The 14030-nt window shown below is 35.8% G+C and carries 9 protein-coding genes; 7 read left to right on the top strand and 2 right to left on the bottom strand.

Annotated features, from left to right (window positions below; translation table 11 throughout):
- Positions 1-70 precede the first annotated feature (70 nt).
- A complete protein-coding gene (locus DCO46_RS02880; RefSeq protein WP_116751092.1) occupies positions 71-1621 on the bottom strand; it encodes an IS630 family transposase in 1551 nt (516 codons plus the stop codon).
- Positions 1622-2103: 482 nt separating this feature from the next.
- Positions 2104-2997 carry an AraC family transcriptional regulator gene (locus tag DCO46_RS02875; RefSeq protein ID WP_243416239.1) on the bottom strand — a complete coding sequence of 298 codons (894 nt, stop codon included), beginning with the start codon at positions 2995-2997 and terminating at the stop codon, positions 2104-2106.
- A 224-nt stretch (positions 2998-3221) separates the two neighbouring features.
- On the opposite strand from DCO46_RS02875, the gene DCO46_RS02870 reads away from it, so the two are divergent.
- The 7 genes from DCO46_RS02870 to DCO46_RS02840 are packed head-to-tail and all read left to right on the top strand — an operon-like array spanning position 3222 to position 14028.
- Entirely contained in the window at positions 3222-6284 is a 3063-nt protein-coding gene (locus DCO46_RS02870) for a SusC/RagA family TonB-linked outer membrane protein (protein ID WP_116751091.1), read from the top strand.
- Between the two features lie 9 nt (positions 6285-6293).
- Entirely contained in the window at positions 6294-7787 is a 1494-nt protein-coding gene (locus DCO46_RS02865; protein ID WP_116751090.1) for a RagB/SusD family nutrient uptake outer membrane protein, read from the top strand.
- 21 nt (positions 7788-7808) lie between these two features.
- Entirely contained in the window at positions 7809-8750 is a 942-nt protein-coding gene (locus DCO46_RS02860; protein ID WP_116751089.1) for a hypothetical protein, read from the top strand.
- A 25-nt stretch (positions 8751-8775) separates the two neighbouring features.
- On the top strand, positions 8776-10251 hold the full coding sequence (locus tag DCO46_RS02855; RefSeq protein ID WP_116751088.1) for a cellulase family glycosylhydrolase: 1476 nt from the start codon (positions 8776-8778) through the stop codon (positions 10249-10251).
- A gap of 16 nt (positions 10252-10267) precedes the next feature.
- Positions 10268-11461 carry a glycoside hydrolase family 26 protein gene (locus tag DCO46_RS02850; protein WP_116751087.1) on the top strand — a complete coding sequence of 398 codons (1194 nt, stop codon included), beginning with the start codon at positions 10268-10270 and terminating at the stop codon, positions 11459-11461.
- A 22-nt stretch (positions 11462-11483) separates the two neighbouring features.
- Positions 11484-12515, top strand: coding sequence for a glycosidase (locus tag DCO46_RS02845; RefSeq protein WP_116751086.1), 1032 nt, complete (start codon positions 11484-11486; stop codon positions 12513-12515).
- Positions 12499-14028: a cellulase family glycosylhydrolase gene (locus tag DCO46_RS02840; protein ID WP_116751085.1), complete on the top strand. Its 1530-nt coding sequence runs from the start codon at positions 12499-12501 to the stop codon at positions 14026-14028. The genes DCO46_RS02845 and DCO46_RS02840 overlap by 17 nt, the downstream gene beginning before the upstream one ends.
- The last annotated feature ends 2 nt before the right edge of the window (positions 14029-14030 follow it).

The raw sequence follows: 14030 nt of genomic DNA, 5'->3' as shown, positions 1-14030 counted from the left end.
ACGATGTACTACGATTATGTCACAAAATTCAAAGTAGTAATTTTTTTAAGATTTAAACTTGCTTTTACATTTATCTAAATCTAGGATCTTTACAATTTTGACTGTCTTTAAAAACTGAAGGAACTATTTCTTTTCCCCATATTTTTTTTCCCGCTTTCCGTGGATTTAAAAGGAAATATTCGTTCCTGCTGGTAAAATATTGAGAGATGGCCTCCTTGCATTCCTCAAGACTTTCATAGTTACTATTATGAATTACGGATTTTGCCAATCCACTGAACACCGACTCAATTACATTTAAGAACTGAGCTGAGGCTGGTAATGGCGCTAATGCAATAATTGGAGTTTGATACTCTTTTCTGTAAGCTTCATGATTTATAGAATCTAAAAAAATATTGAGTTCTTTTGAGGAGTGCCATGATGCAGCATCCCAGGAAAGATATAATTTCTCTTCTGTATTATATTGCGATAACAGCAGTTTAATCAATTTTATCATTTCTATTGTATTCTTTTTTGTGGAATAAAAATGAGTAATTTGATTTGAAGATAATTCTAATGCAGCTGTACAAATTGTGAAACCCTTACTTTTTTGTATTTGAGGAAATGTTTTTATTTCTCCTTTTTGAACTAGTGATCTGCCTCCTTTTATTTTAACTGCGAAGGGACCAAACTCATCTATAGAAAAAAACTTTTCTCTTGTTCCGAGATTTTTTAGAATATCGGTAATTTCATTCATTTTTTTTCTGAATTGTGGATCTGGACTGGTAAGCACTTCTTTTGCTTTTCGGTAAGTATAACCCTCAGATTTAAGATATTGTGATATAGTGGAAGTAGATATATATGTGCTATATATTTTTCTATACGTTTCTGCAAGATCGGTCAAGAACCAAGAAGTACGATTTATGCCATGCAGTTTAGGAGGCTCATGAATTAGCTTAATAATATTTGTTTTTTTCTCTTCTCTAAGCTGTAATATATTAGGATTGGTTTTATGATTTTTCTTTTCAAACCCTGAAATGCCGTATTTTTTATAGCTATTTATCCAGTCCCTGAGTGTATTTCCGGACCTTTCAATTTTTTCAGCAATTTCTGCTGTCGGTCTGCTTTTATAAGATTCTGTAATTACTACAGATAGTTCCCATCGATGGCGGTCAAGTGAATTTCGCCAGCTTCTAAAGGTTTTTAAGTCTTCTTCCGGTATAAAATTCACGTCCCATGCTTTATGAATAATGTGCTTATGTGTTTTGAGCCAATTGTTAAAAATAGTAATAAATTGGGAACGCTTATAACCAACTGTATATACAGTAAGATATCTATGCCATGCTATTATTGCGCTTGAAAGACACTCAGGTTCTTGCTGTGCCAACTCAAAAAGAAAATTTTGCAAATCAATTGTCTTTTCAATGATATGTTTCCTTGATTTAAGAGTTGGAAGACTCTTTTTGGTATAAAGTAGATCGTTACTGTTAGAATGAAAAAGTGAGGTGTAAAATCTTGCATAACGTTTAACAGTGTTCCTTGAAATATTAAGATTAGAGGCACACTGGCTAATATTTAATTTTTTGGACTCTACCAAAAGAGCAATCTTGAGCTGTTTGGCTTTTGAGATAGTATGGCGGGACATGATTAAAAGTATAAAATTTGACGTCAAGTATGATTGAAATTACAGAGTAAAGATGTAATTATAGATAATATATGGTGTCGTCAGGGGCACCTATATAAGTACTGTTAAATTAATGCTGGAATTATTATTAAAGATAAGGGAGATTTAATAATGTTAGTGATTGTAATGCTAAAAATTATTTAAATTGCTTTAACCACTCTAAAAGTTTCGAACCTAAACTCGCCAGGACTTGATTTTACTGGATTCTTAATTGTTAAAAATAGCTTGTGCCACGATTCTGCCACAAAACTAAAAATGTTGATATTTGGGAAAATAACAAGATCAACCGCCTTAACCTTTTGTGACAAATAAGGTATCCACTCCAAAACGGTGCTGCCATGATGTTGCCATAAAATTAAGATAAGATTTTTTTGTTTTTGCTAAGAGTGAAAAAAAAAGCAAGTGATTTAAAATAAAAAAAATAATACTCAGTTGAAAAGGAATTAATGCTTTGTAATCAATTTACTTTGATCTCTAAATTCACTTGGAGTGAAACCCATTTTTCTTTTAAAAGTTCTGTTGAAATTTGAAATATTATTAAAACCGCTGTCATAGCAAATTTCTTTTATTGATTGTTCAGATTCAAATAATAATCGGGCTGCAAATCCTAATCGTAAATCTGTTATGTAATCAGAAAAAGAGCTATTGGTGCATTTTTTGAAATAATGACTAAAAGCAGATTCCGACATACTTACAAGATCAGCCACTTCTTTTAATTGTATTTTATTTTGAAGATTCTCCTTAATAAATTCATTTACTTTTTCGATCCTCTGGCTTTCTGGGAAACTGTAATAATCGACATAAGAATGTGACGCGAGACTTTTCGTGTTTTTTGCAATAGCTAAATCATGCAAAATGGATAGGAAATTCAAAAGCGAATCGAAATCCTGGGAATCTGATAATTGTAAAATTTTTGGTTTTAAAACTTCAATTGTTTCTTTACTAAAAGCAATGCCTCTTTTTGATCGCTCTAATAATTCTCGTATGGGAATTGCTAATTTTCGATTTAGTGTCTTTTCTGAAAATAAATTTTCGTGAAACTGAATCGTAACTACATGAGCGTCATTATTTTCTTTTATGCCGGTCCATAAATGAGGAGTATTGGGGCCAATGAGTGCCAAATCACAATCTTTATATTCTACCACCGAATCCCCAATGATTCTTTTTCCCGAGGAATTCAAGACTAGGTTCAATTCAATTTCCGGATGAAAATGGAGAGGAAAATCAAATTTGGCGTTCATATGATTTAGTACAATAAAGAAGTCATCATCCGAAATTGGTACTAATTCTCTTAGGATATTGCGTTTTTCGTTCATAATAGTATCATGATAATTCATAATTGAATCATAAATATATCCAAAAATAAAGAATATTTTTCTGATATACGCAATTATACAGATAATAAAAAATTATATGTTCATATAAAGACTGTTTTTATTGATGAAAGTATTAATGTTTATTCATAATAGTATTATCATTTGATTGTATTTACAAAATGGTTACGAAAACGAAGTAGTTAATTTGTCCTGAAACTAATAACTAATCTTTAACCAATCAACAAATGAAAAAAAAATGGACAAAAAGCATACTTTTTTGTATTCTATTAGTTAGTTCGCTAACGGCCTACAGCCAGAATACAATTAAGGGTACAGTTGCAGACGAAACCGGTCTGACAATACCAGGTGTAAATATTGCGGTAGTAGGTTCTTCCAAAACCGTTTCGACAGATTTCGATGGAAAATTTGAAATCAATGTTCCTGCAAATGGAGTTTTATCTTTTTCTTTTTTGGGTTTTGATACTCAAAAAATTCCAGTTGCTGGAAAAACTACTATAAATGTTGTTTTAAGAGCTTCTTCAGAAAACCTAAAAGAGGTAGTCGTAATTGGATACGGTTCTGTTAAAAAAGCAGATCTTACCGGATCTGTCGCCACAATTAAAACTAAAACGCTAGAAGATATACCTTCAAATTCGGTAGAGCAGGTGCTACAAGGTAGAGTCGCAGGACTTCAGGTTACTACTTCTCAAGATCCGGGTTCAAGTTCAACAGTTCGTATCAGAGGAGGAAGTTCGCTTAGAGGTTCGAATGCGCCGCTTGTAGTTCTGGACGGTTTTCCTTTGGGAGATGCCGGGGATCTTAAACAAGTAAATGTTGCTGACATTGAAAAAGTAGATGTATTGAAAGATGCTTCAGCATCGGCTATTTATGGTTCGAGAGGTGCCAATGGTGTAATTATCATTACGACCAAATCAGCTAAAAAGGGAAAAACGCAAATTTTAGTACAACAACAATCTACCTTTTCTGAATTTAATTCCGAGTTGAATTTATGGAGAGATCCTGTTTTAATGGCGCAGCTAACCAATGAAGGACGAATCAACGGAGGACAAGTTCCTCTTTATATCGGAGCAAATAATTCAAATGGGGTTTATTATCCATCTATTCAGGAATTACAGTCTGGTTCGTGGCCATATTTTACAAAATGGGATGATGTTACGTTCAGAACTATGCCTTTGGGCAATAACACTATCGTAAGCATTAACAGCGGAACAGAAAAAACAAGTTTTAACTTAAGTGGAAATTATTATAGTGAAGAAGGCGTTTTTGTAAAAGATGGTTATAGCAAAGGAGGGTATAATCTACGCGTCAAACATGATGTTTTTGACAATTTTACAGTTCGATTCTCAAATATCGTAATCAAAGGAAAAAGAACTTCAAATGGAGGTTTGGCATATTGGAGAAACCCTGTTTTTCCGATTTACGATGCCAAAGGTGATTATTTTATGATCGGTCAAAATGACTATACTCATCCGGTGGCGATTACCAACCTACGTCAAAATGAGACTAAAACTATTGATGTAATTAGTTCTGCTTCTTTAGAATGGCAAATAATACCTTCCTTAAAACTGACTTCAAGATTAAATTATAAATACGGTTCTTCTGTTAATGATCAATATTATCCAAGTAAATATACAGAAACAGGAGATTTCAATAATGGAGCCGGATATATCAACAATTGGGAAGGCCAAAACTTTGTTTCGGAAACATTTGCCAATTATTATAAAACTGTCAATAAACATGATTTTGGTGCAACTGCGGGTTATACTTACGAAAGTTATGTGTCGAGGAGCTCAGGCCTAGGAGCATTTGATTTTGTGAATGAAACTTTAGGAAACGAAAATATGGGCGCAGGAAATCCTGAACGAAATACTGTTTCAAATGGTAAAATTCAAACCAAATTAGTGTCTGGAATTTTTAGATTAAATTATGGTTATGATGATAAATACTTAGCTACAGTCACAGGACGTTCTGACGGTTCATCAAAATTTGGAAAAAACAATCAATGGGCATTTTTCCCCTCTGGTGCTTTGAGCTGGAAGGCTCACAATGAAACGTTTATTAAAAATCTAAAGTTTTTTGATGAATTGAAATTCCGAGGCAGTTATGGTATTTCAGGGAATCAGGGGATTAACCCATACCAGACGTTAAGCCGTTATGGAGTAAGTCAATATTACGATAACGGAAGATGGGTTTCAGCAATTGGACCAGGTTATCAGGTAGGTACCACAGGTCAGGATGGAATTGAAAAATTATGGGGAGGAATTCCAAACCCGGATTTAAAATGGGAAACTACAGCTCAAAGTGACTTCGGAGTAGATATGTCCATTGTGAATAATCGCCTGCATGTGGTCTTTGATTATTACAACAAACGAACAAAAGATCTTTTAAGAGAAAGAATCCTGACACCATCTTCTGGATACGATAGAATTTGGGTAAATGACGGAGAATTGACCAATAAAGGTTTTGAGGTTACCGTTGATGGGGATATTTTAAAAAATCAAGATTGGACAATTAGTGCTCAGGCAGTGTATTCTAAAAATAAAAATGAAATCGTAAGTCTGGGATCTGTAAGGCAATCCGGATTAAATGTTGATCCAAATACCGGAATGCAATATGAATATTCAGGAAACAGCTTGGAGCAATTCAGACAATTCCCCAATTTATTAGCTATCGGGCAGCCGGTAAATGTTTTCTATGGCTATAAAGTAGATGGTATTGTTCAGAATTTGCAGGAAGGAATAAATGCCGGTTTAGACGGACAATTGGCACAGGCAGGAGAATTTAAGTATGTTGATATTAATGGTGACGGGGTAGTAGATACAAAAGATCAGACCATCATCGGAAATCCCAATCCTGATTTTATGGCCAGTTTGAATTTAAGTGTAAAATACAAACAATTTGATTTCAGTGTGTTTTTTAATGGCGTTTTCGGTCAGGATGTATTAGATACTCAGGCCTTCAATCAGCCAAGTAATGCACCTCTTCGATGGACATTGGATAACCCAACAAATGATTATCCAAGTTTGAGAGACGGAAGAACTGTAAAACTTTCAGACTGGTGGGTTAAGGACGGATCATTTGTCAGAATTCAGAATGTGACTGTTGGTTATACTTTAAAACCAGTAAAAAGCGCCATCCAAAGTTTACGCTTATATGCAAATGCCAGTAATGTATACACTTTTACCAAATTTGACGGTTATGATCCTGAAGTAGGAACTGACGGAATTTACTGGGGAGGATATCCTAGATTGAGCAGATGGACTTTTGGATTGGACTTAACTTTTTAAAAAATCAAAATGAAAACAAGATATAAAATAGTAGCGATGGCTCTTTTGATGAGCGCTTTTGCCTGTGATTTAAACGAAGAACCTTATGGATTTTATTCCGAGGAAAATTTCTACAAAACAGCTTCAGATGCTGAATCAGCTGTGGATTATGCTTATGATGCTTTGACGTTTTTAGAATATTCACGCGCTATATTTTTTGTCGGAGACCTTCCAACAGAAGAATGCGGACCAAAGGGAGATGAAGCGGCAGACAATCAAAATTTAGATAAATGGCAGGTTGGAACTTTTAGCACCAACAGAATGCTGGGTAATTATTTTAAATACGCTTACATTGCTATTAACAGAGCAAATGCGGTAATCAAAAATGTGCCGGAAGGACAATTTGATCAGGATTTAAAAGACAGATACCTTGGAGAAGCTTATTTCCTAAGAGCGTGGAATTACTTTAACTTGGTTAAAAATTTCGGAAGAGTTCCGATGCACACCTCAGTGGTTGAAACTGTAAGCCAAACCGCAGCACCAATGGCAAAAGATCTTGATGAAGTTTATGATTTTATTATTGCTGATTCAGAAAAAGCCATTGCACTGTTAAAAGTGAATCAGGCTTTAGGACGTGCTGATAAAGTAGCAGCCCAGGCACTACTCGCTAAAGTATATTTATATATCGCTTCTTCAAAAGAACATAATGTACCCCTTTATACAGCAATGACCAAAGATGTGACAACGATGTATCAACTGGCCGCAAAAAATGCAAATGATGTTATTACAGGCCAAAGTGTTTATGGTTTTGAGAATAATTTACTAGATATATATGATGTTGAAAAACCACTGGGAAAAGAAAATATTTTCTTGCTTTCAATGGACAGAACGGGAGCAGTTGAAGGCGATTATTCTAAAATTTCAAAATTGTTTATTCCCTATATCGATGGAGCGACAATTTATATGAAAAACCCCGATAATACTTATACAAAATCGCATGACGGATGGAATGTATTCCAAACATTAACCGGTTTTTATAACAGTTATGATAATGCTGATAAACGAAAAACGGAATTGTTTGTAACCACGACATACAATGCATCAGGCGTGGTTTCGGCTCAATATCCGGGAAAAATTATTTATCCCTTTACACGTAAATATATTGATCCAAACTTTATTGGGGATAAAACAAGTACAAAACCATTTCTAATTCGCTTCAGCGAAGTGGCACTTACCTATGCTGAGGCTGCCGGACCAACAACGGAATCATATAACTTAATCAATCAAATCAGAAACAGAGCTGGTTTAGGAAATTTATCACCAGGACTAAGCCTGGAAAATTTCAGATTAGCAGTATGGAATGAACGTGCTTTCGAATTGGCATTGGAAGGAAACCGTTTGTATGATTTACGCCGATTTAATAAAGTTTCGCAGGTAGTGCCTGAAGCTGCAGGGATAACTGCTGAACAAGCTGCATTCTATCCGATTCCGCAAACAGAAATTGATTTGAACACAGGTTTATAATTCTTAAAAAAATAACTAATTATGAAAAAAATACTATACGTCCTGTTTGCTGTCATTGCCTTGACACAATCGGGTTGTCAAAGCGATCCTTTGGAAGATATTGAACAAGGAAATTGGAACAATGAACGCAATGTCTTAGAAATAAAATTTGAAAATCAGGTGGGAAGTGCTCAGGTTGTTCGTGTTGACAATCAAACCGGAACCATAAATTTGGCGATAAATGTAGGAGCGGTTCCAGATTTGAGTCACATTGTGATCAAAGAATTGGTTTTGTCTTATGGAGGAAAATCATCTGTAAATGAGGGGGAAGCATTAAATTTTGAAAATGCACAACATAGCGCAACGTTAACAGTTACGTCTCCAAGCGGAAAATCAAGAAATTATACTGTTATAGCAAGTTCCTTTAGAGAATCGCTGGTCGGAACTTTTGATGTTGATAATCTGGTTGTTTACGGAGGAACCGGACCAGAATATGGTGGTGGTGCAGTTTTGGCAATGACTGATAAACCCTGGATTTGGTCGGCTGCAGAAGGTCCGGATAAAGAACTGGACAATCAGCTTGTTTTTAAAATGGACGGAATTACCGAAGATGGAAATACGTACGGAACAGTAACCAATACAGCTGGAGCCGATGGAAAATATGCCGATTTCGTTTATGTGGGAACGCCTCTGACAGACGTCAAAAAATTCTACAGACAAATTCCGTCAGGAGAAGGAAAATGGCTTCGGAATTATGCCACGGGAACCATCACTTTTACATTTGCCGACGGAACTGCAAAAGTAGGAACTTTTGAAAATGCAGGAACTGAAAATCTAGGAAACTCAAGTACGAAAACAATTGCAAATAATGCTTTTGCCTTCAATTTAAACGGAACAGATGATTGGGATAAGATTTATTCTGACTATGATAAATTCGTTAAGAAGCCAAGACGTTTCTGGATTGATGTTACGAAACTAGACTAAATATAAATGTCATAAAAACACTTTTATGAGACATGTAGTTTCTAAAATTATAGTATCATTTTGGTTAGTGACAACAGTAATCAGTTGCTCGGCTTTGCCCGATGCAACTGTTGCTGTTGATAACACTTCAATTATAAATCCTAATTACATTGGAAATGGAGTGCAGTGGGATCCGTACCAATTGGATTATGGGGAAAAACAATTAAAAATTTCTGTCGAAGATTGGCATAAGTTATATGCCCGTCTTGATTTTATGAAGCCTCAATTCATACGGGTAATGATCAATACAACTTCGGTAATTGAAAATGGTGTACTCAACGAAAAGAAGAATTATGAAAACATTGCTCCAATCCTGGAATATTGCCAGTCCCGAAATGTAAAAGTGGTACTGGGAGACTGGGGTGACAGAATGGTGAACAGTAAAACCAATACTATTTCTGAAAACAATTTAAAATTAGCTGCACAGTACCTGGATTTTTTAGCAAATAAAAAAGGATTTTCCTGTATTCTTTATTACAATATGATCAATGAGCCCAACGGATATTGGGCTGCAACCGATGAAAATTATGATCTCTGGAAAAAGGCAGCACAGTATTTTTCGACACAATTAAAAGTGTTGAATTTAGATCAGAAAGTCAGTCTGATGGGACCCGATATTGCAATTTGGAAAACCGATAAAGTAGATTGGATTACGAATTCTGTTAAAGATCTTGATACCTCGATTGGTGTTTATGATATTCATACTTATCCCTCAAAAATCACGGTAAATTCAGGAGATTATACATCAATTTTAAAAGCTTATAAAGATGCGGTTCCATCTGGCAAGCCAATTGTAATGGGCGAAATTGGTTTCAAGTTTGTCGAAAAGCAGGACGAAGCTTTAATGAAGGAGAACATTGCGCGAGCCAAAGCAAAACCATACGCTTCTGTAGAAGATTCTCAAATGTTTGTTTATGATTTTGTATACGGATCTGATATGGCAGATGCTTTGATTCAGACGGTAAACTCCGGATATTCCGGCTCAATTGCCTGGATGCTGGACGATGCCATGCACAGCAGAGAACAGAAGAACAAATTGAAAGTCTGGGGATTCTGGAATATTTTGGGAGATGAATATTTTGGAAAAGAAGAAGAAGAAGTTAGACCGTGGTTTTATGCGTGGTCGCTGCTTACCAAATATATGCCGTCCGGTTGCCAGGTTCATAAAATTTCAGTGGATGGAAATCCAAACATTAAAGCAATCTCCATTTCAAAGGATGGCAGAAATATGATCGCCATTGTCAATGTTTCTTCTAAAGAAGCAAATATTAAGCTTACTTCGAATGGACTTCCTGTCTTAAATCATGTAAAAAGATTTGTTTACGCCAAAGACAAATTGAAATTGGAAGGTGATCATACATTACTTCCTGTAAAAACTAATATCACTTTAGATTTAAAGAAAAATAAAATAGAAACCATTCCGGCAGAGGGCCTTTTGGTATTAACCAATTTTGATTATTAATATTAAAAATTAAACTATGAAATCACTATATGCAATTTTGGTTACGATAAGTTTGTTTTTCGCCGGATGTTCTTCTTCTGATGAAAATACGGATTCTCACGGACCAGATCCTGAAGTGCAAACTTCGGTTACGCTTCAATTAACGGATGCCAATGCAACAGCCGAAACCAAAGCCCTGTATTCTAACTTGTGGAGAATTCAGGAAAAAGGAACCATGTTTGGTCATCACGACGATTTATTGTACGGAAGGAACTGGATAACAGTGGCAGGACGATCCGATATTAAAGATGTTTGTGGGGATTATCCGGGCGTTTTCAGTGTTGATTTTGCTGAGATTATGGATGATAGAAGTATGACTTCAACCCTTAACAGTGACAGAATAAGAGTAATCAAAGAAGCCAGAGAAAGAGGCGAAGTCATAACAGCCTGCTGTCATTTGAACAATCCGTTAACTGGTGGAGACAGTTGGGATAATTCTAATAATACTGTTGCAAAAGAAATCCTGACAGAAGGAAGTACGACCAATATCAAATTCAATTCATGGCTGGATAAATTAGCTGTTTTCGCTAATAATTTAAAAGATAGCAACGGGAAAGTAATTCCGGTTATTTTCCGCCCATTTCATGAACACACACAAACCTGGTCCTGGTGGGGTTCAAGTGCGATTACACAGCAGGAATTTATCAGTTTATGGAAATATACTATTGATTATCTTAAAAATAAAAAACAAGTTCACAGTTTTATTTATGCCATTTCGCCACAACTAGACGGACAGGGAACTGTTGAGAATTTCCTGTTCAGATGGCCGGGAGATGATTATGTTGATTTTTTAGGATGGGATAGTTACCACGGAACCAATACGGCTGCTTTCAGTACTAATCTTCGAAATCTGGCTTCGCTTTCACAGCAAAAATTAAAACCATGCGGCGTAACGGAAACCGGAGTAGAAGGTATTGTGAAAAGCGGAGCACCTTACGACACCTATTGGACAAACGAAATCAGTATTCCACTTACGGGAAAAAAAGTCAGCATGGTCGTAATGTGGCGAAACAAGTACGATCCATCTCACGAAGGAAGTCATTTTTATGCGCCGTTTGAAGGTCATAGCTCAGCGGCAAATTTCAAGTTGCTTTATGCGAGTCCGAATATGATTTTCAGTAAAAAATTGCCCGATATGTACACAATGGCAGCGAACACAACAGTAAAATAAAAACCAAAATACAATAAGCAAAATGAAATTAATTAAGTGCACCCAAAACCCAGTTTTAAGTCCAAACCCTAGTAATTATTGGGAAAATCTTGTTGTTTGTAATCCGGGAGTATGGTATGAAAACGGGACTTTTTATATGCTTTACAGAGCAGCCGGAGATGATGAACAGCATTTTATTCGCGTGGGACTGGCAACAAGTACGGATGGTATTAATTTTAAAAGAGAATCAGACCAACCTGTTTTTGGACCAAGCAGCAACGGACCGGATATGGGCGGTGTTGAAGATCCGAGAATTATAAAATTCGGAAATGAATACTATGTTACTTATGCTTACAGGCCCTATCCTCCGGGACGTTACTGGACATTTCCCCATGATGTAATTAACCTTCCGGAAACTGGGCCTGATGCACCGGCAGTTTACAAACATAATATTGCCAATTCAGGTTTGGCTGTAACCACAGATTTTAAAAACTTTAGAAGACTGGGCCGCATCACAACTTCCAATCTGGATGATCGTGATGTGATTTTATTCCCGGAAAAAATCAACGGAAAATATGCCATGCTGCACCGACCGAAACAATGGATTGGAGCTGAATACGGCTGTGATTATCCATCGATCTGGATAAGATATTCCGATGATTTAATGGTTTGGGAAGAAAAAAGTACTCTTTTATTAAGTGGAATAAATGGAACCTGGGAAGAAAAAATTGGAGGAAGTACTCCACCACTTCGTACAGACGATGGCTGGCTTTTAATTTATCACGGAGTTGAAAACGGTGGAAATGGCTATTACAGAGTGGGTGTAGCTTTGTTGGATTTAGATGATCCAACAAAAGTAACGGCGCGATTGGAAGACTGGATTATGGAACCGGAACACGATTATGAGATTGAAGGATTTTATAAAGGATGTGTTTTTCCTACGGGCAATATGATTGTCGATAATATTTTATATGTTTATTACGGCGCAGCTGATAAATACGTTGGACTGGCAACCTGCGACATTAATGAATTATTAAAAACTTTAAAAGATTCCCAAAATGAAAATTCAAAATAGCATTGCACTGTTTTGTGCAATAATTGGTTTTTCGGCGAAAAGCCAAAATGCAATTCCAATAGTTTCCATAAATCCAAAGGAGATAATTTCGAATGAATTTATTGGAAGCGGTATTGAATTTTCGGCCTATCCACATGCTGATACTGATGATTCACAGTGGGGGAAACTTATGACGGATGAAAAATGGCAATTGGTTTTTGATCGTGTTTCGTTTATAAAACCAAAAATTGCCAGAGTAATGGATCAGGCAAATTGGCGTTATCTCAAAGGTTTTGATGCAACTGGAAATCCAATTGTAGATTTTGAAAGTGATCAGATGAAAGCCTTGTATAAACTTTTAGATTACTGCGAAAAAAATAAAATTATTGTAATTCTGGGAGAATGGGGTCAACCTTACAAACTTCATGATACGCATTTAAATTTGCAAAATAGTTTTACGGGAGCCAACGATCAAAAATGGATAGATCTGATTGTCAAAAATCTGGATCATTTACTTAATGTAAAAAAATACAGTTGTATTAAATATTACAACTTGGTTAATGAGCCTAATGGTGACTGGGCGACAACTGACGGAGATTTTCAGCAATGGAAAGAAGGTATACAAATGCTTCATAAATCAATTGAAAAAGCGGGATTAGGTAAAAAGATTTCGATTATTGGCCCTGATGCAACAGATTTTAATAATCCAAGATCAAAATACAAAGGTTTGGATTGGGCGAAACAAACGGCTCTTCAAATTCCTGATTTAGTTGCAGCTTACGATGTACACGATTATCCTTCAAAGGAAAGTATTCGTTCTGGGTTATTTCAAAAGAAGTTTAGCGATCTGGTTCGTTTTACCGATTCAGTTCATAAAAAACCATTCATTCTAGGGGAGTTGGGGCTTAAAGGAGAACCTTCATCAAAGAAACATTTGGGAGATAAATTCACAAGCGTTGATAGTCAGCTTTCGGTTTATGATTATGATTACGGAGTAGATATGGCGGATGCTTTGATTCAAGCTATAAACAGTGGTTTTGATGCTATTGTGGCATGGGATTTAGATGATGCCATGCATACTAAAGATGATAAAGGAGATAAGTACCAATTGAAACGCTGGGGAATGTTTAATAGTTTAGGTAAAGAATTGACAGATGATAAAGCGGATGAAGATTTACGTCCCTGGTTTTATACCTGGTCAGTTATGACCCGTAATTTTACAGGGGACATGAAAATAGTAAAATTAGATAATTTAAGCATTGATAAAGTTCGTGCAACAATCGGAATTACAACTTCTGGAGATTTTACGATTGCCATTGTAAACAATAGTGATGCAGCTGCCAATTTTACAATTGACACTAAAGGCCTGAAACTAAAATCAAAGTTGAATAAATATTTATATAGTGAAAATAATCGTCCGGTTGATGCAAAAGGATATCCGGTTCCTATCGAAAAAATTAATCTAAAAGGAAAGCGTATTCCCGTTTCAATTCCGGCAAAAAGCGTTATTCTTTACACTACATACCAACAATAAAT

The sequence above is a fragment of the Flavobacterium sp. HTF genome, from assembly GCF_003105115.1.
Lineage (GTDB): Bacteria > Bacteroidota > Bacteroidia > Flavobacteriales > Flavobacteriaceae > Flavobacterium.
Note: the sequence above shows the minus strand (reverse complement) of the source record. Positions and strands in the feature narration are given on the sequence as shown.